This is a genomic window from Nostoc sp. DedSLP03 (genome assembly GCF_034530815.1).
In the GTDB taxonomy this organism is placed as follows: domain Bacteria; phylum Cyanobacteriota; class Cyanobacteriia; order Cyanobacteriales; family Nostocaceae; genus Nostoc.
The window spans coordinates 22,821-48,696 of the sequence record NZ_JAVRCK010000028.1; the positions used below are offsets into that span (position 1 = coordinate 22,821).

Below are 25,876 nucleotides of genomic sequence, written 5' to 3' on the forward strand. Positions count from 1 at the left end.
TAACTTAAATTTAATGCTTAATCTAGATTTTAATTCTTTTGATAATATTCAAGCTGCATACCTCACAGCAGAAAATGAGCGGATGCGAGGTAATTTTTTAAACGCTTATGATATTTATGCAAACATTCTCTTTCAACGTTTATCTAAAACTTCAGCTTTTACTGCTTCAGATACAATAGTAATTCAATCATTTGCTGACCTTGCAGTACTGTTTGGTCATTTCCAAGTAGCTGATGATTTACTTCATGGGTTAATTACTCTATATCATCAAGCTCAAAATTACCCTCTAGCTTACTTTACCTTGCTCAAGCGCATCAACTTGGTACTAGATAGAGGCTCTTTACATCAAGCTGATATCTTAGTGCGATCGCTTACTCCCGAAATAGGCAATATTGAAAGTATTGATATTTCTGCATCTGGATTAGAATATTGGGAAACAACTTGTAAATGGAAACAAGTTAATAGAGACGATCAAACCATTTTATTTGCACAATTATACCTTGCAATGGGCAGATTGTTATGTGCTAATGGTCAATATAATAATGCTTTAATTACTTTAAAGCGAGGCTTATTCTATACTGGAGAAAGTACTCTCTTGCTGGCTCGCTTAAATGCTTTACCGATAAAATTTACCATTGTCAGTGCTTATTTAGAAAAAGGAGAACTAGAAACAACTCAAGCTCATTTAGACAGTCTCATAATTGAGTTTGATGATGAGCAACAACCAGAAGCTTTAGTTCGTTGGCTAGAACTTTCTGCCAAACTTAATTTACTTCGCGGACAATTTGGACAAGCACTTGAGAAATTTCAGCGTGTTGAACTAATTGCTTATCGACTTCGTTTACCAAATACTATTTTACAAGCAACACTTAACCTCGCTCAAGTATTAATTTCCTTAAATCAAATCAGTCAAGCCAAAATTTATTTGCTAAGTGCATTAGACCATGCTCAAGCTAGTGCAGGAGAAGCAGAATTTACAAAACGGATTCATTTGTTACTTCAAATAGCTGATGCTAGAGGTCAAACTTTGGTGAGCGATAGTCCAGTCAGTCTTTCTGTGTGGTATATGCGCCAAAGACAGCAAAATGAAACTCTTAATTCTCTAAACGAACAAGAGAAACAATTTTTTATTTTTCAATCATCAAATTATCTGGCTTTATTTGAATATCGTGTACTCTTATTTCATTGGTTACTAAGCCGCTTTGATTTGTCTAGAGCAAATATTATCTTTACTGCTATTAAAGAAGCTTTTAGTTTATCTGACTCAAAATTAATTCAAGTCAATATCCAAATCTTAGAGGGAATACTAGCTTATTATCAAGGAACTCAAAATAATGACTTTCAAAGTATTCAAATGGCAAGTTTAATATTGGATGAGTTACGCCCCAGACTCAAATATTTAGGTTTGAAATCTGAATTATGGCAAGTAAATATAATTTTAGGTTGGTGTTGGTCGAGGTTAAAATACTCTCAAAATTCGCGAGATATTCTGGCTCAAGAAACTCAAAATTTGCTTGACGAATTAACTGAATCTCTGTCTCCTTCTGACCAGGTTGCATACCTGCTCAACAAATGGACAGCAGATGAGGAATATATTAAAGGAAAAATAAACCAGCTACAAGACTTGCAACGAAAACTCAGCACAACTAATTCAGGACTTACGCAAAAGATAACGAAAGTAAAGATAATTCATGAATTATTACTACGGAAGAATAAGGTTTTTGGTCACATCTTGCGTAAGTCCTGTAATTTTTTCCTACGTCCTTGGCTACACTTACAATTAATGCAAAAGCTAAATGCTTTAGTTGAACATATCGATCGCTATAAAGATGCTTTAGCCAAACGCACAATTAAAGGCGATCGCACTCAAGTGCAATTTCTACCCCCAAGTTCACTTTTACTGCGTATCTTCACTCACCCCAAAAATCGAGTCACCCTTTCATTTCTGATTTTGCCCGATTGTGTTTTAATAGTCAAAACAAGTCGATTTTTATTTGATTTTGAAGTCATTTCCACCACCCGTTTAGCAGTACGTAATGTCGTTAAACGCTGGTATCAAAACATCGATATAATTAATGATGGTCGAGATTTTAATTTAGCTGGTAATAACGATTACGAGCAACAAATGACATCCGCAAACGCAGTTGGGCAAAAAATTACCGATAACCTTGCAGACATTTTACAACTGCCTAAAATACTGGATGGCATACCCAAACATATTCAAGCATTAACAATAGTACCTGACGACATTTTACATGGATTCCCCTTTGCCTCTGTTATTTACAAAGGCAAGTATTTAATCGAACATTATGCTTTGGCGATCGCATATGAATCTAAAAATAAACCAATCAAACCTAAACGAACCATACCCTTGAAAAAACAAGCGCTTGTTATTGGTATTTCCAAGGGTAATAAAAACTTTTCTAGCTTAGGTGGAGTCAGAGCAGAACTCCAGCACATCAATGAATGGTTACACTCTCATCAAATTAACTATTTGCAGTTAGAAAATAATGATGCTCACAAAGCTGCAATTATAGAAACCATATCCAAAGCAAGCTTACTCCACATAGCTTGTCATGGAACTTTTGAGCCAAATCAACCCGATAGTTCTGGATTGGTATTGATTTCCGACTCACGAGAACAGGAAATTCTCAGTCTCAGGGAACTCTCCGAAATCGATTTAACCAAATTACGTCATGCAACCCTCTCTTCCTGTTGGTCAGCAGACCACTTTATTCTTCCCAGACGCTGGATTATCAGCTTACCAGAAACTCTCTGGCGAGCTGGGACTCAAAGTATTTTAGGATGTCTGTGGCAAATAGACGATAATGTTGCGGTATCATTTATGGCGAGATTTTATAATTACTTAGATAACTTTCCGCGGGATGAAGCCTTGCGTCGGACACAATTAGATTGTCTCGAATGTCGCTTGCCAAATTGTAGCGCTGAAACTGCTAACCCTCTGTTTTGGGCTGGGTTTAACTTGTATGGGGACTACCGTCCTTTGATGAGAATTTAACCTTAGCTGTCTAATTGGTATCTGACTGAACATAGAAAAAGATAGGTCTATTTTATTATTTGGGACAATTTATTCTTCGGAAGTCCCAATGAAGTAGTCAATACTCGTGCAGCCCGCCCCTGACACTGTGCTAGCGCCACCTGCTCTACTCCCAATTCTTGAACTTGGCTCTCCTCAAAACTGATAAGCTTGCTGCTGCCGCCAGTTTAGTAGAGAAGCAATCAGCGCCTCCTTTTTCAAATCCTGCCCATTTATTTTTTGAGGCAGTCCCAACTCACTGGCAAGTTTTCGCGCAGCCCGTAGCGTTAAATTTTTGATATTGTCGATAGTTAAAGTATGATTTTTCGGTGCTTTTAGCTTTTGATAGCCGTAAAGGTGTATTTGAAAGAAGGTATAAACTTCTGAATATCCGTTGTCCCAATCTATTTTGGCTTTATTACCCTTAACGTCGGCGATCGTCCCAGAACAGCCACCGCTTTTTAGCCGATCTCCTCTAGTCCAAGAACTGTCAGGTGTAGTTTCACTCTCTACTTCCAATTCCACATCGCCTAAAGCAGCAAGTTTTTGAGCAACGACTTGAGGTGAATCAACAGGGTAGGCAAGAGTAACACTTTCTAAATCAAGACATAACTGCACTGCAACCGGGGATTTTTGTTTCCCGTTGGTGATGTAATCGAAATACTGTTTGTCTAACTTTTGTTGCTGTTGAAAAGCCCAGCGTTGAGCATTATCTTTAAACCATTTGGCAATAACATCAAGAATGGGAGTTTTATTTTCTCTAACAGGATTGATTTCATTGGGTGCAAAAAGTTCAGGCTGTAATGTCATACCCGAAGGTAACAGATTAAATGCTTCATGCAATAGCTGTTTTAGTTTGTGTGCAATATAACCAGTATATTTGCAGACTCGAATATAGGCAGTATGTAGATAATTAGCTACAGTTTTTATTAATGCAATAGCTTTTTCATTATCTAAATTTATACGTACTAAATGATTGATTGAGCTAGCAGCATTTTTTACAAGACTGTAAACCATTGTCGCTTCAGCTTGTAAAAATAAATATTTGTTATCTTTCTCCAGTCTTGCTACTTCTTGAAGTGTGGATTTTAAATTTTGAGCTAGGCTTTCAATTGCAGGAAAGTTATTTTTTCGTAATTGTAGAAAAACTGTCATATTTGATGCCTCATTTAATGAAATTGATTGACCATTTTTAACGATTAAATATAGTAATATGCACAGAGAGTAAGGTGTATAAATATGAATGTTATCTAAAACTAATTAATGCTGGATATCTGCCGTAAGTGTCCAATGTTCCGTAACTATGCCGTAGGCTAAGATGCTTTCAGCATCAGGATTGCCGTAATTTGAGCGTATGCCGTACAAAAACAATAAACTACTTGGGTGCAGTCTCTAAAATTTACGGCACTACGGCAGATACTTTACCAATCAGGTAAGAAATAAGTATTATTTTCACCAGTGTTGAGCTTCTCAAATTGAATTAATTCCTTTAAACTAGCAATTAATTCTTGTTCTGAGTAGCTGGTGAGTCTGTCAGCTTTCTTCAAATCACGTAATGTCTTTGGGGCTTTATTTTTCACATTTTGGAAGTATTCTAAAACTTTGCTGGCTACTTCACTTACTTGCTGTTGATGTTTTGATACTTGACTGCTATTATTCAAATCAAATTCTAAGTCGAAAACTCTATCGAGATAAGTTTTTTCATCAGCAACAGGATTAGACTGTTTTGAGAATTTAGGCATCAGTGCCACAACAAAACCACCCAGAGAAGCAATCAATATGGGACGTAAATTTTTATAGGATATGGGTTTGATCTGAAGGTATCTAGATTTAATCTCTTCTCTTTCTTGCTTACCAGGGATAATGTCACCCCTATTTAAAATCAACTCCAGCACCCCATAAGATTCCTGTTCTCTACCATTTTTGATGTACCTGTTACCTAACAACAGTAAATTTAGGCAGAGACGAGTTTGAGAATCCATCTTTTCAATACCCAATGCAGCCAAATTAAAAGACTGGAGGGAGGCAAAAAATTTGGTGTTAAACTCTCTGCCAATCAGTAAGACATCTAGTAATTTACCTCCATAGTTCCAGTCCGAGAAAGCTTTACTGAGTTGGTCAGCGATAACTAACCAATCATCCAAAATCAGAATTAGCGGTGGTAATGATTCGCGCTTATGTTCGGGTAACTGCTTACGTTGTTTGTAGGAGTCGTAAAAGCGATCAATTGTGCGTTTAGCTGATTCTGGTTGCTCCTGATCAAAGACAATTACTCTACCTTTGTCCCGTAAACCGCAAAAGCTATCATTTTTCGCACTGATTACCCAAATATCAGCACTGTCGTCATCATCCAGAATCCTTTGAATCAGGTAATCAAGGGTAACGGATTTCCCTGAGCCAGGGGCAGCAACTAAGGCAGTAGAACCATCAGAACGGGCTATGGTTTGCAATGTTGTTAGTGCTTCAGTCTCTGATGGGTGAAGATAATCGCCTGTTGACACTGGTTGAGGTGCAAATGTTGACTGTTGTACTTGTTCTTGTACAGTTCCGGGTGTGCCATGTGGTAATTGTGCGGCTGGCTGTTGCTGTGGCTCAAATTTCTCAAAGCTCTGCCCCCCATCTAACAAGTGACCAAATTCGTAATAATCATCAGCCGACATAGCCATGAGTAGGGCTGTCTGCTGTTGTGGGGTAATGTTGGCCATAAACTGCTGTCTGGCTTCTGCAATTTTGATGCCACGCAAGTATTTCAGCAGTTCGTTACCAGAGAGGTTTAACAGTTGCTCACCAAGTTTTACACTGTAAGATGCTCTAATACCTTCAAACTGTTTGGTAGCTCGGTAATGAGGTCTGATATCTGCTAGATAATCCTGTGTCTTACTGGTTGCCCATAACCCTATCCCCCCGAACACGATCGCTGCAATACCCAAATGAATCTTAAATGGGTTGTCGGCTGGCAGTTCGCGGAACACGTACAAGCTTTCATGCTGGAGGAATGCCCAAGGGTTAAAGTTTGGGTTGCTTGTCCGGTACTGATTAGCCTTCAGGTAGGGTTGTGGTATTTGCGATCGCTGTTCATAGCGACAATACTTTTTACCCAGCAATAGTTCTTCTGGGTTGCCCTCACCAGCTTGAATGGGTGCATCGTGGATTCTGGCTGATTTTGGGTAGAAACAGATGTCTTTTTTAGCTATGCCATCGCCGATATGGGCAGCTATGCCACAAACTACAGCACTTGCCACAGACAGTTTGACAGCCAAGCCTAAACGCGGTGGCAGGCTGTAGGAGCGCTGATTTAGTTCTGTTGGTTTAACATCTTTCATTATGTCTTTTTCCGTAAAAATAAGTACAATGTAATAGCTGCACATACGGAAAAGCCCAGCAAGAAGCCAAAATGATTTTGACTAGGTTGCTGAATACCTTCAAACTCTCTCACCTGCTGAGTAAATACTTGGAAACTGCCACGGGCTACAAAGTCCATCTGTTGGGCATCCCCGGTTAGCTTACTCGAACTAGCAGCCAGCATCGCGGTGCGAGTCACACCAATAGCCAACTTTTGACGATTGGTAATCTTGGGAATCAGACTATTTTCAAAGCGCAAGTAGCAGAGGGTGGCAGCGAAAGAAGCACCCACTGGTAAGCCAGCAATAACGGCGGGGAACAGCCCCACACTGCCAGCCAGATACAGAGATTGCGTTGACGTGAGTTGAAAACCTGCTAAAACTGCACCTTGGGCAATACCACGAAATATAGTGATAGAACTGTCAATTTCTGCGATCGCCTGTTGTACCTGTTCACTATCGTATTCATCGCCAGTTACGGAGGTAGGCGAATCGTCAACAATAAGAGCATCAAAATAAATAGGCGTTTTCTGATTTTTGGTTAGCATTGGCCAAACCTTGTAAAGAGTTATCCCCAGGGGTGAACCCTGGGAATTTACTTGTTAGTCAATCAACCGTCTAAAGAAACCTTTTACTCCTCGCATAGCGTTAGAACCATGTCTGTGGATGTCTTTTAGTGTTTCTTTAGCTCTGTCTGCGGGTGAAAGTCCTTGCTGTTTGTCCTTTACCTGCTGCCAAACCTGAGATTGTGCTTTGGTAGCGTCAATCTCAATGACTCTGAGGGCGGCACGGTGCGATTCACCAAGCAGGTTGAGCGTCCGTCCGTGCCGAAACTGTTCTTGGGCTAGCTGGTTGTCAGATGCAATAACTTTTTCCTGTAGACCATAGCCCAAACGCACATCGCTGACTCTGACCTTTGACCAACCATCAGCCATTTTGTTGATGCTTGTACCTGCGGCGGTGAGAAACTGGGTTTCTTCTGCCATAACAGCTTCAGTTGCCTGCAACCCTTGGTTTAAGTTACCGAATACCGCCTTGGCATTTTGGGCGCGTTGAGTTTGTTTAATTCGGAAATCAGCCACCTCTGCGGCGGCTGTCTGGTTGCCGTCAAGTGCTTGGAATATGGTTTCTTGGCTGATGTTCGTTAGGGACTGTAAAGCAGCGTATGTGACGGGTGCATCCAGCTTGAGTTTTACTGTTTTGCTCATGTTTGCTCCTCTGCCCAAATAATTAAACCTCGTTTATCCAACTCATCCAGGCTGACAGCATTGATTTCTTCTACCAACTCATCTGGTAAGATTCGCATCAACAATGTAATCAAAGCTTTCATGCCTCTTCACCCCAATAATTCATTTCACCCAGTCTGGATTGGATGGATTCAGCACGTTCAATCACATTCTCGCCAATGCCCAATTCCTGCATTACCTGAAACGGGTAATCCTCACCTTCTGCCAGTGCAAAAATCAGATTGTCAGGGACTAACCCACCTAAATTAGCCAAAAACTGCCCGTGAGCCAGTGGATGCGGTGTATCATCAATAGTCTGATAGCTGTCATAAGCTCCTGTTGAGTCCCAAGTCTGATTCTGCAAATATGGCAGCGTCTCTTGAATAATCTGCTGATCTTCAGTGGTTCTGCCTAAATCTGGTTTCGAGGGATCATCATTAGCCACAATGGAGGCGGCTGAGTGTGCCAGTTCCGGGGCGCATCCATTCAGGGTTAGCGCGTTCAGGGCTGCAAAGAAGATGTTGTCGCTCATCTTGTAAAATCCATTATATTGATACCTGATGCTGTTGGCAGGCGATTCGCATTACTGATTGGCGTTAGTGGATGCGAATCGCCTTTGATTTGACATTCAGATTGCAAGGTATTGAAAAACTGACTAAATCACCCAGAGTGATATCACAATCAAATTGCAAAGCTTTGTATTGTGGATGTTGAGGAATTTGTGTGAGCAATTGTTGGGCTTGTACAATCAATTGGGGTAATGATTGCCGACTCATATTCACCTCAAAATAAGGACAATTGTTGTGATTCTTGATTGACTACAGAACTGTTTGTAGATAAGCCTTCTACGGCATAACAACGGGTAGTTAAAGCTTTCTGATTCAGCTTGATATCCGCCTTCTTCTTCTCTCCAGAAAGAGGACGGAAGATATACTGTGGTGCTTTGACTGTGCCTGTTTTTTCTAGATATCGGTACAAAGTTCTATCTATTTGATAAACGCCCGATTGAGTCAATAATGTTGAATCATGGATGCGAGTGAGATTTTGCATTAGTTTTCACTCCCACCTCTTAACGAACGAACAAGAGTGTCACCGTAGTTCACCAACAGGATGGTAAATAGTTGTGAATATGTATTAATTCCTGTTTGCTCAATGATTTCCTTGGCTTTAGGTATGTGCTTCTCGTCCAAGACTACACGGGTCTGATTCATAACTTAAGACTCCTAACTAATAGCTGACCTTTCAGTTTTTCGGTCGTTTGTTCTCGTGGAGAGATTTGTGGAGTTAATGCAAGATTTTCTGTTTCAATTTTTGGAATCTGAGGCAAAACATTCATCGTATTGCCTGCTAGATATTCACTAATCAAGAGATTTGTGGCAGATGTGACGCTAATTCCCCTCTCGGTTGCATATTGAGACACCCAGGCTTGATGACGTTCATCTAGTCTGACTTTGGGGTTAATTGTCCCAGTTTGGGGCAAGGATGACAGATTCAGATGCCATTGATGTTTGATTGCGTCCAATAGCAGATTTACAGTGTCACTCAGTTTGGAATAGTTAAGTGAAAGACGGACTCCTTCAACTTTGCTGGCGACTTGAGCCGCTAAACGTACTTGCATTTCACATAGCCAACAGTGCTTGAATATTTGATAACTGTGGATTAGCAGGAATGTAAAAGCCTTGCTTGGCACTCAGCTTTTGACGGACTAAATTAGCACATCCACCAATCAGCATCACGTTGGTAACGTCTGCAAGATAGTCATTAGCAGCTGTAGAGATGCTGTCCATTAGGTTGTTAAACCAGTTTTCTAACAACCCTGGAAAGACTGAGCTAAAGTCATATTTGCGTCCGTAGGTGAGAGAGCCATCAGCGATCGCGTCCATCATCTTCGCCACTTTAAAAGCAACGTTATCGCGCTTGGCGTAACTCTGCATCAAATCACTATTGATGATGTCGTTAGCCAGAGAGACACCGCCCACTTTGGGAATTGAGCGACGGGTGAGAACTTCAGAGGATGGGGTGATGACGACATAATTAGTTGTGCCGCCACCGATATCAATAGCGAGTGTGTCGCCGTCCATGTCAAGCTTGCCGTTTCTGTAAGCATTAATTACAGCAACATCTGTCTCAAGGAAAAATTCAACATTTTTGATTCGGTGTCTGTAGTTTGTGCCGTTGACGTTAATTTGATGCTCTGCAACTAGAGTCCGTCTGATTGTGTCTTCGTGCCATTGAGAATGTTCTGGGACGAGAAAGCGGACAACACCATCAAAATCCTGCCGCAATCCCGCCAAAGTGAACGGTTTAAAGAATTCTGGCAGGTCTTTACCCCTTTCTGCTGCGGTTTGTGAATTTTTCTGCTTAGTAGCGCGGTCTCCGAGGACTAAAACCTTATCATCTAGTTTGACAGAGGGTGAATCGTCAGTGTCGTAATCTCTAGCGCTGGTATAAGTTACATCTTGGAAGACTGAGCGCATCACGCGAGGTTTTTCACCTTTGAGGGCAGTGATACTGCTGTAGTTACCGATATCTGCACAGTAAATATTTATCACTTGCAATCTCCTAATAAAGCTAGTAGCAGCCGTTATTGGCTGTTGCTAACTTTTTCAAATAGCTATATCAGTTGTGATTGTTTCGTTTACTTATTAATACAGACACTTACAGAGGTGTATTACCTCAAAAGTACCTATCACGTCCTGGTTTTTATGGTTTTGTTATGAACTGTTCCTTTAACGTCTATTAAGATTATAACTAGTTAGCTGACTAGCTAGCAAGCAATTTAAGTATTTAAACATCTTATCCGTTTAATGATAAAATATCGATCAGCTTATACATTAGCTAACTAACTGACTAACTGCTATATTGAAGTGAAAGAGTTTGGTAGATGAAATTGATCTGTAAACTAAAAAATTTAATGGAAAAAGAAGGGATTAGCCAATTAGCGCTCTCTCAAGCCACAGGACTAGCACCTGGTACGGTTGGAAAACTGTATAGAAATCAAGTCAATAGGATAGACGAGAGAACAATTAAGGAAATTTGTAAATACTTTCGCCTAAAGAGTGTTTCAGATTTATTTGAAATTGAATGGGAGGAAGCAGACTAGGTTAAGAAACTGCATAGTCCCTATTTGACATTGTTCAAGCTTCAGGTATTCGCTTTACTTGTGTAGGCATAGTAACGAATACGGGATTTAATTGGTATAAAGTAGTTCATTGATGTGGAGAAGGGATTAACTGGGTTAAGAATGTGGCTTAGTGATAAGTGATCGCTGACTGACTATTAAGCAGGTCAACAAAAACAAAATTACTCAATGCCTTTAAAAAACGTAGATACAAGAAATGGGTTGATTGCAGCATGAGTGAGATATCCTTAAAATTACTTAACATTTCAGGAGAGCTATTTAAAAAAGCGATCGCCCCAGCCAAGGAGCGATCGCTGTTTGTATGTAATTGTTTAAATGTTCGCTTTATGCTTTGTAAGCCTACAAGACCAGACAGACAAATCTGTTTTTATACGGTCGAGCCGCTTTTCATGCTACTCTAGCGAGAGTAAGTCTGCACGTAAAACTGCAATTAGTCTTTACAAGGGAGGAAGTAACGACCAAAACAGCATATTCAGATAGTCAAAATAAATGTGAGTCGTTTTAGAACGGTTCCGGTGCGATAAAGACTGCCAGGTCAAAACACCAAATTGTTCCAGATAAACGAGGACTCACCACTCGTAATTAACCTATTTTACCTGTTCGTACCTGTTGCCAATATTAGCACACAGGGCGGGACACTTTATGCTTTTTTTTGAACAAATAGTAAAAAAAGCATCTACCGCTATAATTTATCCCCACTCTGAATTCAAGCGGAGTATTGGCAAAAGCTATTGAGCCAGAAATAATTAAGGGATGATTTGACGGCTAGATGCCTCGCAGAAGAGGATAACGTCGTGAAGAATGGATTTTTTCAATCAAAAACTGCACTTTTTTTTCTTAAAAAAATAATACAGAGGGCTGATTTCTGATTTCTTTACTACCCACAAGCAAGCGCCAAAGATTACACCAGTCGCTAGGAAAGTTGTGTCAAGTAGCTAAAAAAAGAAATCGGCCAGCTGCCCACACGCCAGACATACGTTTAGCGGTTAACAACTAACCGTAACATTTTTTTAAAAGCAATTTCAATGTAGCAATGTCTGGGTCATAAAGGCAAAATTAGTGCAACTTGAATCAGGTGGCATCAACCCTCTAAAACTAACTATGAGAGCGTCAGACTAAGAATTACAGCCATTTTTACAAGAAAATTAATTTTTGAGCAAATTGGAAAATTTTTGTTTGTAGCCGTTGGTGACATTTGATATAAGCACCGCTAATGAACCTTCAAATGAGAGGGTAGGGGGTAGGGTTTAAGAACCAAGAAGGGCTTAGGGTATTGGATGTTGGGTGTAGGAAAAGATTATCGATTACACCCTACGCCAACACCCCATACCAAGAAAGATACACCCCGAACCTAAAAAGTGTGGGTAGCTCCGATGAACCAATCATCATCGGAGAGAGAAAAATGGCAAAAGCCAAAGCAAACACAGCATTACAACCTACCCTAGAGCCATTAGACCCACTAGGACAAAGGTTTCTAGAATACTTCCATCATGGCTGGGGCTTCATCTATGCCCCCACCCCAAAAAGTGGTGAACGCCCACAGTGGCTAACAGAAAACCGCTACCCCTTACAGCCGCGCAACCTGTGGCAACAATACTTAAACCCCGATGTCTTAATAGGACTGCGGTTTACCAAACAAACCAACTACCTACTAATAGACCTAGACAGAGGCAGCCAGTTACACCCATCAAACAGCCAAATAAAATACCGGCAGCTACTAGCCAGCCTAGAAGAAATCGGCTTATGCAGACCAATACCCATACAATCAAGCGATAGTGGCGGACTGCATATATATTATTTTCTAGAAGAAAAACAACATTCCTACACCCTAGCTTGTGCCATCCAGCAGACCCTAGAAGCAGCAGGCTTCAAAATCAAAGGAGGAGAACTAGAAATATTCCCCAACTGTAAAGTGTACAGCAAAGGCAGCCCCAGTAACTTCAACGCCCATCGCTTACCCTTACAGACAGGCTCTTATGTACTCGATGATTGCCTAGAACCTTGGTCAGACGACATTGAAGACTTCCTCAACGCCGCCGACTGGTCAGCAAAAGGGCAAGACTATGAAGCATTAGCCCAAGCACTAGTCCGAGCCAACAGCAAAAAAATTATAAAATTTCCCTACCGTCAGCGCAGTGCAGCCGAGCAATGGAAGCAAGACCTAGAACAACGCATCTCTGAAGGATGGACAGGAAACGGACAGACCAACGAACTGCTCAAAGATATAGCGTGTTACGGCATAGTCTTTCGCCAATTAAGCGGACAAACACTAGTAGATCATATAGCGATCACAGCCTGCCAATCTCCAGGTTACGTAAACTGGTGCCGCCATCAACATGAAATCGAACAACGAGCCAAAGAATGGGCAAGGTGCTGTGAAGGATTTTACACCCCGTACCCAGGCACACCGCAACGGGTAAACAGTTATAAAGAACAATTTGGCAGAGTAGATGAAAATAAAATCATCAACCTGCACCCTAATGAACAACGTCAGCAAGAGACAATAGAGCGGATTCGTTCGATTGTTGCACAGTTACAACAAACTCTAACATTTCCTCTAAGGACAAGCGATCGCGCTCTAGCAATAATCGCCGCATCCAAAGCCCAGTATGGCAAAGGAGTAAGTCAGACAACCCTGCACAAAGCAATATACCTACCCCTATGGCATCCCGACTATCAAGAAAAAAACGCATCAAAACAGCCTGTAAATGAGCTTCTAGACAGTAACACAGCGATTTTATCTCCTGAAAAATACTCCCAAATACCAGACCCGTGGTTAGAAGAATTGCAGTCTGAAACTCAGACAAAACAAGGGATACAGGAGCAAACAGCAAAAATTTACACACTCCCCCCATATATGAAGGTGTTGTACTTGAGTTCAGCTAAAGCGTTGCCGTCGGCAACGCAAGAAGCTGAATTTAATCAAATTCAAGAATCTTCTCAAATTCAAATTCAAGAATTTTCTCCCAGTTTTAATTCTTCAGATCCTAGTTCTAATTCTTCAGAAATTTCAAATCTTAATCATAAGCAAAACCTATACCAACCTTTCCGAAGCGAATCGTTTGATGACAATAAGCAAGACTTATCAAATGAGGAAATAATTACTCTTGTAGGTATTTCAGACGTAGTAACCACTGCTCATAGTGATGTTGATAGCACCTCATCGAACACTTTAGAGGGTGAACATACCTCAGAAGCCGAACCCTCTGTACCAGTTTCTATACCAACTACTACACACCCAAATGTAGGATGTGTAGATTCACTACCCATTCCTGTAGAAGCGGATGATCCACTTGAACAGCAAACCTTTAGCCCAGATGATTACCGTCAGGCAATCAGACTGAAACTTCAGGCAACTGCTCAAGCACGTCATTGGCTGAAATTATACTGCACTATAGAAAAGTTATCCTTCCTGCCCCAGGAGCGAATCAAACTAGAAAAGGTGGCCATACGTCTGCTAATGCTAGAATCGCCATCGCTGATTTTACAACAGGAAGCGCAGGAATGGCTGGCAAGTAACCCCTCTGCCCTAGAGATGGCAGAGCGTTTGAAACAAAGCAGACATAACTACAGGCTATAGAATTTGCGATCGTGCAGGCTTTTTTTGATTAAAAATGATTGACTTAGCTGCAAAAGCTCAATAAAAACCCCACTTAGTTGTGGGAAAATCAGAACCGGGATATTCAGAACAAATGTACTATACGCGGTGATAGAAAGCAAATTTTTTGCAGTGTTTTTTTCTCTAAACGTAGTATTACGGAAAATGTTACTCAATCGGCATTAAGATAAAGCCTTTAAATTTTTGTATCTATGAACCATTCTTATAAAAAATTAACAAAAATAAATTGCCCCATTCTGAATAAACAAGAGTATAAAAACGGTTAAAGATGTGCAACGGCGCAACCATAGGTGCGTTGTTGTGACTGATTTTAGTTTTTATGGCATTTTCGTCACAAAAAAGATAATTATGTCCCAAAAATGGGCATTATGACATCAAAATAACTGTTTTTGATGCCAAGCATAGATATTAAATGATGTATAATAAAAATAGATAAAGAAAGTTGTAGTAAAATTTATTTGTATACAGAGAAAATAAATAATAAATTTTACACAAATAACATATTTTGTCAACTATTCATAGTAATAAAAATCTTACTAAAATTGGGTTTAATAGTAAAAAAATATATAGAAATTTGAATTAAATTTACAAAACTGGTTTGGTTCTAGTTAGTTGCACTAGAGTTTTTTTATTGTTCCTTTGCAAAATAATTGATTTTGACAGGACATCAGATTTATTCCTAGTAATTAAAATGTGTCTTTTTGGCAAAGGACAGTTGGGAGCATTCAGTTTTGGCAGATAGACTTTTTTAGACAACCCATATAGTGGGTTTATGATACGAAATAATTATTTTTCTTCCAAAAGTGGATGCTCCAGGACAGTTAAGCAGTTTCCTAGTCTTTGTTATGCAGATAAAACACTTACCTTTGACTTTGGCTCGGCTCAAAGCATCTATATCAGCAAATGAACGTGCTGATAGTAGAGCGACAAAAAATAAAGGTTCAAAAAGCTTATTCGAGATATTTTTTAAGGTACGTTGGCAGCTTATTTCAGTTGCAACAACGCTTTTCATTGGTTTACAGTCTAGGGCAGCGAGAGCAGATTCTATATTTTCTAATGCACAAAAAGCAATGGAATGTATAATTACCAATTCCTCAGCAGGTGGAGCGATTAATAATGCGGTCTTAACTAGTCTGCCAATGATTTTGTTTACCGCTTTGACAATAGTTTTATTCGGTTATTTCTGCTTCTCTGTTTATCAAGGGGTTGCGGCGTATGGGCGTGGTGAAGAAGTGAGTAATGTCATTCAGCAGCCAATTTTTACCTTCATATCTGTGATATTGATTGTAGTATTCCAATCACTGCTTTTTGGCAATAACACAGCTTGTAACTAATGACCGAAGAATTCAGGAATCAGAATAATTTACGTTAAGTAAATTTAAAGAATCAAAATCAATTCGTGTCAGATAACCTCAATCTGGTTTGGATAAGCTTTTTTCCTCCCTCTCTTTGCCTTCCTCGTCCTGTCTGCTTCAACAAATTAATTTTCCTTTACTTAACTGAACCGTATTGGTAATGTCTTATGGAATTTAGCTATGATTTCATAGCTAAATCAATATCCATACTGACTCCTAAACAGCATTTAACGGCAGTTGCTACAAATCAAAAAATTACGAGGATGTACTGCCTTATTGATGCTGATAATACCTGTACTTATTCTGAAATCTGGCTTCTGATTTCTGATTTAATGGCAATTTCTAAAAGCTCATGAAACAAGAGATAATCAAAGTCAATCAGAGCTTAGGTGAAAGCCCCAAGTTTGGCCCGTTTACAGGTAGACAGTTCGTAATTTTCGCCGGAGTATTCTGCGTAGTTTTTGGACTGCTCTGCTTAATTCTCGGATTAGATATATTTTGGGGTTTAGGCTTGGCATTTTGGGCTAGCTTATCAATAGCTTTCCTCTCAGGAGATAAGCCTTATCTGTACTGGTCAAAGATTTATCCTATTCTCCCCAAATGGACAAGAGGATATGCTAATTACACCTCACCACAGCATAAGAAAAAAGTCGGTACTAGAAAAGTCAAGCTAACTCGTTCATCTAAACCTAAAACCCTCAATCCCTTTGAAGATTGGTTAGATTTGACTACTATAGTCAGACTCAAAAAAGATTCTTATATAGTTGGAGCTTATCTACTAAGTAAAAAGAATCTGACGGAAAGTAGTAACACCCTGCAATTAATATTTGGTTTTGCTTGTACTGGAATTCATCCTTTATTTCATTCAGAACAAGAAATAGAAGCGGTGGCTCAAGCCTTTGAAAACGGCTGTAAAGAAATTCCCCAAGGCGAAAAAATCACTTGTCGTTGGAGTTCATTCTGCGATGATAGTGATAGTACAGATTATTTAATGCAACGTTTGAATAACCCAACTTCTCTAGAAAGTGAGTTTTTAGACTGGGGGAGGTTAGCAAGAACTCAAAAACTGACAAAGGAGAAAGCTCGTAAAGATATAAAATTAAATATTTATTGGTCATTTACAGTCACCTCAGAATCGCTAGATACTTCAGACCCAGTAGATAAGTTTTTAGCGAAATTGACTAACTTCCTTCAAAGAAGATTCACCGATTCAGGAGTCAGTAAAATCACTAAAAAGCGATTTACACAGATTTTAACAAAAGCCTTAGAAGCCTCATTGAGATACCAACAAATTCTTTCAGAAATGGGCTTAAATCCTCAACCTAAAACCGATAAAGACCTATGGAGAGAGCTTTGTAAAAACATCGGAGCAAAAGAAGTAATCATTCCGCATACTCTAGTATTTGATGAAGAGGGATTAAGAGAAGAAATTGATGAACAGGCTGCATTGGATAAACCACTGGAAATCATCAGTCAACCGCATCTCACCTCAATCATTCTCAATAATGGTGTACCTTTCGCCGATAAACGATGGATTTGCTTACCAAACGGTGATGAGAAGAAGTATGTCGGAGTAATGGTACTAACCCGGAAACCAGAAATCTTTGCCTCCACTAAACATCAAATTCGTTTCCTGTGGGATTTATTCTCACGCAACAACATTTTTGATGTAGAAATCATCACAGAATTCTCCCCGGCTGACCGAGGGATAACCCGTGCAGCCCAGCAGATGATTACCAAACGTTCTAGGGCATTAGATTTGAATGTTCAGCAGAAAAAATCAATAGATGTTTCTGCCCAAATCAATGTGGAACGCTCAGTGGAAGCACAAAGGCAACTATATACAGGAGATGTACCACTAAATTTAAGCTTGGTAGTGCTGGTTTACCGAGCTACAGCAGAGCAAGTAGACGATGCCTGTAGGTTGATAGCTGGCTATATTAACCAACCCACAGAACTAACCCGTGAATATGAATATGCTTGGTTAATCTGGCTGCAAACATTGCTGATTAGGCAAGAACCAATTTTGATGCGTCCATATAATCGACGGCAGACTTTCTTTGCAAGTGAAGTTTTGGGATTAACTAATATAGTGCAGAATAGTCCCGCAGATCATCAAGGGTTTGAGTTAATTGCAGATGAGAGTGATTCGCCCGTCAAAATTGACCTATCAAAAACCAAAAACATTTTAGTTCTCGGTACAACCGGCTCAGGTAAATCAGTTTTGGTAGCCTCTATCATCGCCGAGTGCCAAGCTCAAGACATGAGTATTTTAATGATAGACCTGCCCAATGATGACGGGACAGGGACATTTGGGGACTACACACCCTATCACAACGGTTTTTACTTTGATATTTCCAAAGAGTCTAACAATTTGGTGCAGCCGTTAGACTTATCAAAAATCCCAGAAGAGCAACGGGAGGAACGAGCTAAAGCCCACAGAAACGATGTCAACTTGATTGTTCTTCAGTTAGTCTTGGGTTCGCAATCATTTGATGGTTTCTTGTCCCAGACAATCGAATCTCTCATCCCACTAGGGACAAAAGCCTTTTACGATGACCACGATATTCAACAACGGTTTGCTCTTGCCAAGAAAGGAGGATTAGGTTCTGCGGCTTGGGAGAATACCCCAACCCTTGCAGACATGGAGTATTTCTTTTCTACAGACCACATAAACTTGGGCTATGAAGATGAAAACGTAGATAGGGCGTTGAACTATATCCGCCTACGTTTTCAATATTGGAGAAATAGTACCATTGGCAATGCCATCTGCCGTCCCTCCACCTTTGATACTGATGCCAAGCTAATTACCTTTGCCCTCACCAATCTGCAATCAAGTAAAGACGCTGAAGTTTTCGGGATGTCTGCTTATATTGCCGCCTCCAGACAATCGTTATCAGCACCCAATAGCGTTTTCTTCATGGATGAATCCAGTGTATTGTTGCGGTTTGCTGCTTTATCGCGGTTAGTGGGTCGTAAATGCGCGACTGCTCGAAAATCCGGCTGTCGGGTCATACTTGCAGGTCAAGATATTTTGTCGATCGCTAACTCAGATGCTGGTGAACAAATTTTACAAAATATGCCCTGTCGGTTAATAGGGCGGATAGTACCAGGGGCTGCAAAAAGTTTTTCAGAGCATTTAGGCATTCCAAAGCAAATTATTGATAAAAATGAAAGTTTTCGTCCCAATGTAAAACAGCTATATACGCTGTGGCTATTGGATTACAACAACAAATATATACGCTGTCGTTACTATCCTTCTTACCCAATGTTGGCGTTAGTTGCTAATAGCAGAGAAGAGCAGGCAGCACGCGATAGGTTTAAAGCAATGTACTCAGATAAGTTTCAGTGGGTGTCTGAATTTGCCAAATACTATGTTGGTTGCATTAAGCAGGGTAAGCCTTTATGAAAAAGTTAGAAATTGCTACGGTGTTTGCACAATATAAAGTATTGTTGGCTATTTTAGGAGTTTTATCATCGTGGGCATCATTTGAAGTGTGGAAGTGGCATCAGCAACAGCATGAGAAGTATATTGCCCAGAAACAGCAAGCTTGTCAACAACGTTTAAATTCTGCTAACCGATATGTACAAAGTGACCGATTTCTCAAAGCGGCATATTATGCAAGTAAAACTCAAGATAAACTTCAAATTCAATTAAATAAACCTGGGATTAATACTGATTTTAAACCTGAACAAACATACATATTAATGTATGAGCGTCCAGTACCTTTAATTCCTAGTAATCCTAGATATGAAGGCAATTTATTTGAAAGATTATCTAGGCAACCAGATAAATATCCACCAGAACCACTAATAGTAACTGGCAAGAAAATTTTAGGAAATAAAGCAGAGGTAATATCTGCTTGCGCTCCCACATCTTTTACAGTCTCCTTGGAGAATTTATATGAAATTACTCAGCCAATTGACATTAGCCCCTATTTACCGCCGTTTAGCAGTTTTTAGTAGTTTGGTAATTGTATTCATTTCTTGTTCATCTTTATCGGCCACAGCCAAATCTTCGTTTCTAGAACAATTTCAGCAAGTAATGACAAGCTTACAGTCATACATTAAGCAGTATAGCCAAGAATTTAGCCAGCTATCGAAAGACGCTAACAAAGATGACGATAAAGACCTAGATATAGCCATCACTTCTACAAATGGAGTTATGGGTATACCTGACCCATTAAAAGCAGGTAAAAATATCAAGGTGATTATTCAACAGCAAGATACTGATTTAGTAGAAACTGATTCTCAAACCCAAGGTGAAAATGCTCAGAGACAATGGCATCAAGCTTATACTTATGGACTATCTGGATCTGTTTTAGGCAGAGAAGGGCAAAAAACTCAAGTGCAAGAAGCAGAAATCTCTAATTATGCTGTAGAAAATTCATCTAATACTGCTGATGAAGTACAAAATGATGTCATCACTCAAGACATCTTGAAAAAGATGGCAGTGCAGAATCTACAAACAACAGTTATTACTAAATCAATTCACAGTGAAGCACAAAAACAAACTAGAGCTTTATCAGCAGCCAATATCAATTTGAGTGACATTTCCAGTAGGTTGGATGAACAAGCAAGAAAAGAGCAAGCTAATAATAATTCCAGTGCAAGACAAATTATAGGTGCGGCTGCTTTCGCTGATGCTTTTTGGGAACAAAGTAATGCTAAATAATTTAACTAACTTCTGGTATTTACTAGCAGTTACTGGAGATACAAACGCGGAAGATATAGTTGACGGTGCGATCAACGGCTCTCGCATGGTTGTGTCTTCATTTAACCAAGACTGGCAAGATTTAGCTAGCGGTAATAGTGAAGTTTTTAAAGCAGTAGTTGCTGTTTCTGCTTTATGTGGAGTGGTTTTTGTTTCCTTCTGGTCTATCAGTTGGTATTCTAGGTTAATTCAGGAAGGATTTAGTCATGAAATTTTGAATGAGATGGTCTATCCATTATTAGTCTGTTTAATGTTGACTGTTAATAATGGGCAGTTACTTGCTACCACGTCTTTGATGTTTCGTAATGTAGCGGTCAATTTGAATGACAAAGTATTAAGTATTACGCGAAATGGCATTACTTTGAGAGATGCTATTCGTACTGCCAATATGGATCAGGCTTTTACTATTTCAGTTCAAACACAACTACAAGAATGTGAAAAAGAGCCTGAGAATGGCGTAGATGACCAAGGACAAAAAATTAATCCCAGAGAAATATGTAGAGATGAAAAAATAAATCAAGCGAAAAATAACGCTCAAAAGTATAAAGAAAAGCACGGTTTATTTTCCTATTCAAATAGCTGGAATCCATTAGATATAGCTGGGCAAACTATTAATTCAATGGTGCAAGCCTTGTCATGGATTATATTCAGTGGCTTACAAGCAGCCTTTCAATATGTTGTGCAAGTAGCATTCTTACTAAATGCCTATATAGCCCCTATTTTTTTAGTGCTTTCACTTTTCCCTTTTGGAGCTAAACCCATCTATGCTTGGGTTGCAGGATGGTTAGCACTGACTTTGGTACTCATGTCATACTCAATTGTTTGTGGAATGGCGGCTAGTGCAATAGTGAATGCTAGTAACAATAATCCCTTGTTCTTACAGCTAGTACAAGCAATTTTGTCTCCAATACTGGCGTTAGCAATGGGGTCTGGTGGAGGAATGGCAGCTTTCTCATGTTTCTCTAGCAGTGGGAGGTTAATCTCAGGGAGGGTATTCAGATGAGATTACTGGATAAGAAAGAGATAAACTTTACTCCCTTAGTATCAATAGGGCAAGCTGTTATCTTACTCTTCTTGTTACTGATAAATCTGACTAATTCCAGTAAATTAAGTAATATTTCTAACCATAGACCCACCTTAGTGGAACTTCAAGATGGTACTTCCCTAAGAGCAATTGCAGTAGGAGAAAAAGACCGTACTGACCAAGCACTTATGGACTTTGCAGGGCGGACAATGATGAATTTGATGAGTTGGAATGCCGTTCCTAAGTCATCTGATAGTAACTTAGATCCAACCAAATTAAAACTTGACCCTGGTGTACAAGTATCTGATAAAAAGCTTACTACAAATACCTGGAGCGCAGGATTTGCGTTATCAGAAGATTTTCGCGCTAGTTTTCTGCGAGAAATCGCAGCTTTAACACCGCCTGACGTGTTTAATGGTGATACTCAATCAGCTTTACTTGTACGCCATCTTTCGCCTCCTCAGAAAATAGAAGAAGGTAAATGGCGATTAGAAATGGTTGCCAACTTAGTAGTTTTTAAAGGTCAAGACCAATTAGGTAAGGCTATTTCTTTTAATAAAACTGTATTTGTGAGAGCAGTAGATACACCACCTTTACCGAATAATCCTTCTGTACCACAGATAGAGGCTTATAGAGCTAGAAAAGCGGGAATGGAAATTTACCGCATCCAAGATTTAGATTTAGGAAAGTAGCTTTATGTCAAATCAAAGTCAAGTTGTAAATACGAATTCTGAAGCTACTACTGGTGATACTTCCCATAGAAGCCAAGAATTTGCTCGGATGAATGGGGTAGAAATTCCTAATTCTTCAGAAACATCATCACCTGTGGATGAACAAAAAACTGAACCAGAAGAAATTGTCACTACTCGCCCTGTAGCTAATCACCCATTACTAAAAGGGTTAACAGTCTCCGGTAGCGTGTTATTAATAGTTGTCATGTTTGGGACGATGATTAGCTCAATTACAGGGGCTTTGAATTCTCCCGGTGATAAGCCAGCCCAGCAATATGCAAAAAGTATTCAGACAGATATTAAATCAGATGATGAAAATGAAAAAGGAGACCTAAAAACAGCAATAGCTCTCACCTCTCAAAAAGGGGAGTTACAAGCTGTTACTAAAAAAAACGCTGAAACTGCACCACCAACGCCAACAATTATCCCTACAGCTACAGCCACTCCTACACCTACCGTCAAAACTCAGCCTACACCAACGCGACCATTAACTATTCATCAAGCACCACCGCCACCTACTGTTACTAGACCTAGTAGAAGCGATCGCGTGGCTGCTCAACCAGTAGTCAGACAATCTGTGTCTGCTCTTATACCTAAACCCGTAAAATCTCAAGTTGTCTCCAATCCGTTACCCGTTCGTACCACTCCTAAAGACCCGATGCAGGAGTGGTTAGCAGCTGCTAATGTCGGTAATTACTCCTCTACTGACACTGGCAATGCAGATTTAAACCAGGAAGAGGCAGAATTGGGTAATGTTCAAGTGAATGGGGGTATAGGGATAAAACCAGATAGCTTACCTCGGAGTGATCGCAATTCTTCACCACAGCTACCACTGACTAACTACGATGGCAAGCGGGTTTTAGTCGGAACTCGTGCGGCGGGTGTGATAGAGACTCCTGTAGCCTGGGTGGGTAGTGGTGTAAGTAATCAGCAGCAACAAAATAGCCTGATTCGTTTAACTCAACCCCTGAAAGCATTTGATGGGTCTGAAGTTTTACCCAAAGATGCTTATGTTGTGGCTATGATCAATCCCACTAACTCAGAAATAGTGCAAATGACGGCTGTTTCTGTATTAGTGAACATCAACGGTAAAACCGAGGAAAAGCCACTGCCCCAGAATTCGATTTTGATATTGGGTAAAAACGGCAATTTACTTAAAGCTGAATCTCGTCAAGGTGGCAGTAATTTAGGCAATTCGCTCATGGCATCTATGCTGTCTGGTTTATCTAAGGTGGCTGAGATTCAAAATAGAGCTAATTCCGAGACAACAATTGGCTCTTTGGGTACAACAACCACTACAACAAGTAACAGTGATAAGAATTTACTGGCTGGTTTTACTGAAGGCAGTATTAATCAAATTCTCAGTAGGATGAAAAATTCCAATGAGCAGCAATTACAACAAGTACAACAGCAACAACAAGTTTTTGTAATTGAAACAGGTAAACCAGTGCAAATCTTTGTCAATCAATCAATTTCGATATGAAATTAGGCAATGAGTAATGAGTTAAAAGGATAAATTTGAAATTCTGAATTTATAACTATTACACAATTTCTTGCAGATAAATCCGTTGTGATATGAAACGTTTAGGTTTTTTACTGCTAACTACGTTAGTTATCAACGCTAATACAGGCACAGCTTTAGCACTACCAGCCGCGAGAAATGTTTATTCACAAGATGCTCAAGGTAGTAATTCTCATGGAATTGACTTAAAGATTTGGGCTGGTTACGGTTTGACTATCAATTTCATTCCCACAGGTGAAACCATCAAGCAAGTGTGGTTAGGAGACCCTTCCCGCTTTGCTTTAACTTCCAATGGCAACTTATGTCAGCGTGGTGCATCAGATGAAAATTGTGGTAGTGGAGGAGCTACAATTTTATTCCTCAGACAAATTAAACCAATTAGTTTTCCGGTTTTAACTTCCAGTCAAGATGGTAGTACCGTGATTACCGTGATTACTGCTAGTGCTGACGGTCAAAAACAATATCAATTTCAGTTGATTCCGGCTAGAGGTAAACCAGAATATACCAGTTTAATTATTAAGCCAGATTCGGATAAACCACAGTCGTTATTAATAGCTGAAAACCCGTTAGTTAATCAAAATAGATTAAACAATACCAGTAATATCACCAATAACACCGCACCTCGAAATTTTGATAAAAAACCACGTTTAACAGTCAATACTTCTTCGCAAACCAGCACTGTTTCACAAAGAAATGATGCTAATGCCGTAGCTTATGGTTTAGCGGTGGCGGTGGGTAATGGCGCAATCAAACCTAAGTCTATAGTATGGCGACAAACGCAAGATACCATCCGTTTATTGAGGAGAGGTAAAAGTAGGACAGAGGCTATTAGGTTATCAGGTATTCCCCAAGAAATGTTCAATAAACTGATGCAATGGGGGCAAACTCAGTGATTAACAATAGAGCTTTATTATCAATAGTTTCTGCCTCAATGGTTGCGACATCACTTCTAGAATTACCCAGCGTCGCCAATGCAGAAATTCCAACAGTTACTTATAATTCTGGTAAATATCAATTAAAGTCTCCAGACTGGTCAAAAATCAATTGGAGTAGCTTAGATCCATTACAACAGCCCGGATATCTTGATATTTCCCCAGATATAGCCGCCAAAATTGGCTATAATCCCTCCCGTTCTTGGACAGCCGGACAGAGTATTGATTCTGTAATTATGTTGGGGGACGTAGATGATGCTTTTCAAATGTCTGCCTTCAGCCTGAAAACTATCTCTGTTATCGTACCTCTGGGCCCCAAGCTTACACTCAAAGACTTGGGATTAATGCAGTGGCAAACTCCTAACACCCTAGTCAAAGCTATTCCCAGCTTGGGCAACCTTGATATTAATCAAGTTCCACCTATTTATGATTTATTCGCGCAATCTCGTTACAGTAGCATAACTTCTAATTCAATAGCCGCAGCTACTATAAAGTCAAACAAACCTGACAAAAATTCGCTCAAAATTGGACTGAACGGTAAGATTTCAACTATTTTAAAATCTAATCCACAAGCTGCTAATACCCCTTTGGGTAAAAAACTGGATCTAGGTCGATATCCCATCAACTCAATTCCTAGACTTAATCAGACGCAACTATCAAGATTTCCCGGCTGGCAGCAAAGCTACATTAATCAAGTGCCGGGGCTAAATCAAGTACCTTTTGACAAGATGCCACAGCCGATTAATTCGGGTTTGGATGTCGTGGGTATAGCTTCTGTAGTTTTAAGTAATTCGGAACGTGGTGATTCTAGGGCAAGAGAGAATTACTTTGTTTCTGGTAGGGTAAATCGTTCCAACAAAAATGTTGTTGTCGCCTGTAATGTGGGTAAAGAGTGTCCATTCCTAGAACTAGGTGATGTTGCAGGGCAAGCTGGCAACCTTTACGGTAAGCGATGGGCTTCTGGTTCTGCTCAGAAAGTAGACGGTGGTTTTGGGATCTTACAACGTGTTAACGGTGGTAAAGAACCAACAGGTAGGCTTGTCTACGGTTCTAGTTTCAAAGTTGTGCTAACTGGTGTAAATGAGTCCACTGGTACAGCCAACTTTGGGCTATTTTTTCGTTTTTGCATTAGCTTTCTCTGGGGTGGTAAATCTTGCACTCCCTACTTTATTGGCCCTGTACCTTGGATTCCCACTCAAGAGAATGATTTAGTCATTCTAGAGAGGGGGTGAA

Annotated in this window: 23 protein-coding genes; 12 read left to right on the plus strand and 11 right to left on the minus strand. The window is 39.9% G+C overall.

Features of this window, described 5'->3' with window-relative positions:
* The first annotated feature begins 13 nt into the window (after positions 1–13).
* Positions 14–3,019, plus strand: a complete 3,006-nt coding sequence (locus tag RM368_RS15420; RefSeq protein WP_322694861.1) for a CHAT domain-containing protein — start codon at positions 14–16, stop codon at positions 3,017–3,019.
* Positions 3,020–3,193: 174 nt separating this feature from the next.
* Here the strand turns inward: RM368_RS15420 and RM368_RS15425 are convergent, their stop codons facing one another.
* From RM368_RS15425 to RM368_RS15475, 11 genes are all read right to left on the minus strand, one after another.
* Positions 3,194–4,192 (minus strand): hypothetical protein, encoded by a 999-nt coding sequence (locus RM368_RS15425; RefSeq protein WP_322694862.1) that lies wholly within the window; start codon positions 4,190–4,192, stop codon positions 3,194–3,196.
* A gap of 266 nt (positions 4,193–4,458) precedes the next feature.
* Positions 4,459–6,360, minus strand: coding sequence for a hypothetical protein (locus RM368_RS15430; protein ID WP_322694863.1), 1,902 nt, complete (start codon positions 6,358–6,360; stop codon positions 4,459–4,461).
* Entirely contained in the window at positions 6,360–6,926 is a 567-nt protein-coding gene (locus RM368_RS15435) for a hypothetical protein (RefSeq protein ID WP_322694864.1), read from the minus strand. Before RM368_RS15435 ends, RM368_RS15430 begins: the two co-directional genes overlap by 1 nt.
* A gap of 54 nt (positions 6,927–6,980) precedes the next feature.
* Positions 6,981–7,586, minus strand: a complete 606-nt coding sequence (locus RM368_RS15440) for a hypothetical protein (RefSeq protein ID WP_322694865.1) — start codon at positions 7,584–7,586, stop codon at positions 6,981–6,983.
* The gene (locus RM368_RS15445; protein ID WP_262984711.1) at positions 7,583–7,708 is read right to left on the minus strand and encodes a hypothetical protein; all 126 of its coding nucleotides are present in this window, start codon (positions 7,706–7,708) and stop codon (positions 7,583–7,585) included. The genes RM368_RS15440 and RM368_RS15445 overlap by 4 nt, the downstream gene beginning before the upstream one ends.
* Positions 7,705–8,136: a hypothetical protein gene (locus RM368_RS15450; RefSeq protein WP_322694866.1), complete on the minus strand. Its 432-nt coding sequence runs from the start codon at positions 8,134–8,136 to the stop codon at positions 7,705–7,707. Before RM368_RS15450 ends, RM368_RS15445 begins: the two co-directional genes overlap by 4 nt.
* Positions 8,137–8,200: 64 nt before the next feature.
* Positions 8,201–8,380: a hypothetical protein gene (locus tag RM368_RS15455; protein ID WP_322694867.1), complete on the minus strand. Its 180-nt coding sequence runs from the start codon at positions 8,378–8,380 to the stop codon at positions 8,201–8,203.
* Positions 8,381–8,387: 7 nt separating this feature from the next.
* Positions 8,388–8,654, minus strand: a complete 267-nt coding sequence (locus RM368_RS15460; RefSeq protein WP_322694868.1) for a hypothetical protein — start codon at positions 8,652–8,654, stop codon at positions 8,388–8,390.
* Positions 8,654–8,815, minus strand: coding sequence for a hypothetical protein (locus RM368_RS15465; protein ID WP_322694869.1), 162 nt, complete (start codon positions 8,813–8,815; stop codon positions 8,654–8,656). Before RM368_RS15465 ends, RM368_RS15460 begins: the two co-directional genes overlap by 1 nt.
* Positions 8,812–9,222 (minus strand): hypothetical protein, encoded by a 411-nt coding sequence (locus RM368_RS15470; protein ID WP_322694870.1) that lies wholly within the window; start codon positions 9,220–9,222, stop codon positions 8,812–8,814. Before RM368_RS15470 ends, RM368_RS15465 begins: the two co-directional genes overlap by 4 nt.
* Before the next feature lies 1 nt (position 9,223).
* Positions 9,224–10,156: a ParM/StbA family protein gene (locus RM368_RS15475; protein ID WP_322694871.1), complete on the minus strand. Its 933-nt coding sequence runs from the start codon at positions 10,154–10,156 to the stop codon at positions 9,224–9,226.
* A 332-nt stretch (positions 10,157–10,488) separates the two neighbouring features.
* On the opposite strand from RM368_RS15475, the gene RM368_RS15480 reads away from it, so the two are divergent.
* The 11 genes from RM368_RS15480 to RM368_RS15530 all read left to right on the plus strand — a co-directional run bounded on the left by RM368_RS15480 (position 10,489) and on the right by RM368_RS15530 (position 25,875).
* On the plus strand, positions 10,489–10,707 hold the full coding sequence (locus RM368_RS15480) for a helix-turn-helix domain-containing protein (protein ID WP_181927076.1): 219 nt from the start codon (positions 10,489–10,491) through the stop codon (positions 10,705–10,707).
* Positions 10,708–12,148: 1,441 nt separating this feature from the next.
* Complete coding sequence (locus tag RM368_RS15485) at positions 12,149–14,326, plus strand: hypothetical protein (RefSeq protein ID WP_322694872.1); 2,178 nt, start codon at positions 12,149–12,151, stop codon at positions 14,324–14,326.
* Between the two features lie 884 nt (positions 14,327–15,210).
* A complete protein-coding gene (locus RM368_RS15490) occupies positions 15,211–15,699 on the plus strand; it encodes a hypothetical protein (RefSeq protein ID WP_322694873.1) in 489 nt (162 codons plus the stop codon).
* A gap of 373 nt (positions 15,700–16,072) precedes the next feature.
* A complete protein-coding gene (locus RM368_RS15495) occupies positions 16,073–19,129 on the plus strand; it encodes a helicase HerA domain-containing protein (protein WP_322694874.1) in 3,057 nt (1,018 codons plus the stop codon).
* Positions 19,126–19,683 (plus strand): hypothetical protein, encoded by a 558-nt coding sequence (locus tag RM368_RS15500; RefSeq protein WP_322694875.1) that lies wholly within the window; start codon positions 19,126–19,128, stop codon positions 19,681–19,683. Before RM368_RS15495 ends, RM368_RS15500 begins: the two co-directional genes overlap by 4 nt.
* Positions 19,625–20,395, plus strand: coding sequence for a hypothetical protein (locus tag RM368_RS15505; protein ID WP_322694876.1), 771 nt, complete (start codon positions 19,625–19,627; stop codon positions 20,393–20,395). Before RM368_RS15500 ends, RM368_RS15505 begins: the two co-directional genes overlap by 59 nt.
* Entirely contained in the window at positions 20,385–21,437 is a 1,053-nt protein-coding gene (locus tag RM368_RS15510; RefSeq protein WP_322694877.1) for a hypothetical protein, read from the plus strand. Before RM368_RS15505 ends, RM368_RS15510 begins: the two co-directional genes overlap by 11 nt.
* Positions 21,434–22,150 (plus strand): hypothetical protein, encoded by a 717-nt coding sequence (locus RM368_RS15515; protein ID WP_322694878.1) that lies wholly within the window; start codon positions 21,434–21,436, stop codon positions 22,148–22,150. The genes RM368_RS15510 and RM368_RS15515 overlap by 4 nt, the downstream gene beginning before the upstream one ends.
* Before the next feature lie 4 nt (positions 22,151–22,154).
* The gene (locus tag RM368_RS15520; protein ID WP_322694879.1) at positions 22,155–23,672 is read left to right on the plus strand and encodes a TrbI/VirB10 family protein; all 1,518 of its coding nucleotides are present in this window, start codon (positions 22,155–22,157) and stop codon (positions 23,670–23,672) included.
* 92 nt (positions 23,673–23,764) lie between these two features.
* Positions 23,765–24,604 (plus strand): hypothetical protein, encoded by an 840-nt coding sequence (locus tag RM368_RS15525; protein WP_322694880.1) that lies wholly within the window; start codon positions 23,765–23,767, stop codon positions 24,602–24,604.
* Complete coding sequence (locus RM368_RS15530; RefSeq protein ID WP_322694881.1) at positions 24,601–25,875, plus strand: hypothetical protein; 1,275 nt, start codon at positions 24,601–24,603, stop codon at positions 25,873–25,875. Before RM368_RS15525 ends, RM368_RS15530 begins: the two co-directional genes overlap by 4 nt.
* The last annotated feature ends 1 nt before the right edge of the window (position 25,876 follow it).

Coding starts and splice junctions, on each gene's coding strand:
- RM368_RS15435 (WP_322694864.1), bottom strand. CDS start 6,926: ATGCTAACCAAAAATCAGAAAACGCCTATTTATTTTGATGCTCTTATT.
- RM368_RS15500 (WP_322694875.1), top strand. CDS start 19,126: ATGAAAAAGTTAGAAATTGCTACGGTGTTTGCACAATATAAAGTATTG.
- RM368_RS15480 (WP_181927076.1), top strand. CDS start 10,489: ATGAAATTGATCTGTAAACTAAAAAATTTAATGGAAAAAGAAGGGATT.
- RM368_RS15490 (WP_322694873.1), top strand. CDS start 15,211: ATGCAGATAAAACACTTACCTTTGACTTTGGCTCGGCTCAAAGCATCT.
- RM368_RS15420 (WP_322694861.1), top strand. CDS start 14: ATGCTTAATCTAGATTTTAATTCTTTTGATAATATTCAAGCTGCATAC.
- RM368_RS15495 (WP_322694874.1), top strand. CDS start 16,073: ATGAAACAAGAGATAATCAAAGTCAATCAGAGCTTAGGTGAAAGCCCC.
- RM368_RS15485 (WP_322694872.1), top strand. CDS start 12,149: ATGGCAAAAGCCAAAGCAAACACAGCATTACAACCTACCCTAGAGCCA.
- RM368_RS15450 (WP_322694866.1), bottom strand. CDS start 8,136: ATGAGCGACAACATCTTCTTTGCAGCCCTGAACGCGCTAACCCTGAAT.
- RM368_RS15430 (WP_322694863.1), bottom strand. CDS start 6,360: ATGAAAGATGTTAAACCAACAGAACTAAATCAGCGCTCCTACAGCCTG.
- RM368_RS15470 (WP_322694870.1), bottom strand. CDS start 9,222: ATGCAAGTACGTTTAGCGGCTCAAGTCGCCAGCAAAGTTGAAGGAGTC.
- RM368_RS15440 (WP_322694865.1), bottom strand. CDS start 7,586: ATGAGCAAAACAGTAAAACTCAAGCTGGATGCACCCGTCACATACGCT.
- RM368_RS15505 (WP_322694876.1), top strand. CDS start 19,625: ATGAAATTACTCAGCCAATTGACATTAGCCCCTATTTACCGCCGTTTA.
- RM368_RS15465 (WP_322694869.1), bottom strand. CDS start 8,815: ATGAATCAGACCCGTGTAGTCTTGGACGAGAAGCACATACCTAAAGCC.
- RM368_RS15520 (WP_322694879.1), top strand. CDS start 22,155: ATGTCAAATCAAAGTCAAGTTGTAAATACGAATTCTGAAGCTACTACT.
- RM368_RS15445 (WP_262984711.1), bottom strand. CDS start 7,708: ATGAAAGCTTTGATTACATTGTTGATGCGAATCTTACCAGATGAGTTG.
- RM368_RS15460 (WP_322694868.1), bottom strand. CDS start 8,654: ATGCAAAATCTCACTCGCATCCATGATTCAACATTATTGACTCAATCG.
- RM368_RS15515 (WP_322694878.1), top strand. CDS start 21,434: ATGAGATTACTGGATAAGAAAGAGATAAACTTTACTCCCTTAGTATCA.
- RM368_RS15525 (WP_322694880.1), top strand. CDS start 23,765: ATGAAACGTTTAGGTTTTTTACTGCTAACTACGTTAGTTATCAACGCT.
- RM368_RS15510 (WP_322694877.1), top strand. CDS start 20,385: ATGCTAAATAATTTAACTAACTTCTGGTATTTACTAGCAGTTACTGGA.
- RM368_RS15425 (WP_322694862.1), bottom strand. CDS start 4,192: ATGACAGTTTTTCTACAATTACGAAAAAATAACTTTCCTGCAATTGAA.
- RM368_RS15455 (WP_322694867.1), bottom strand. CDS start 8,380: ATGAGTCGGCAATCATTACCCCAATTGATTGTACAAGCCCAACAATTG.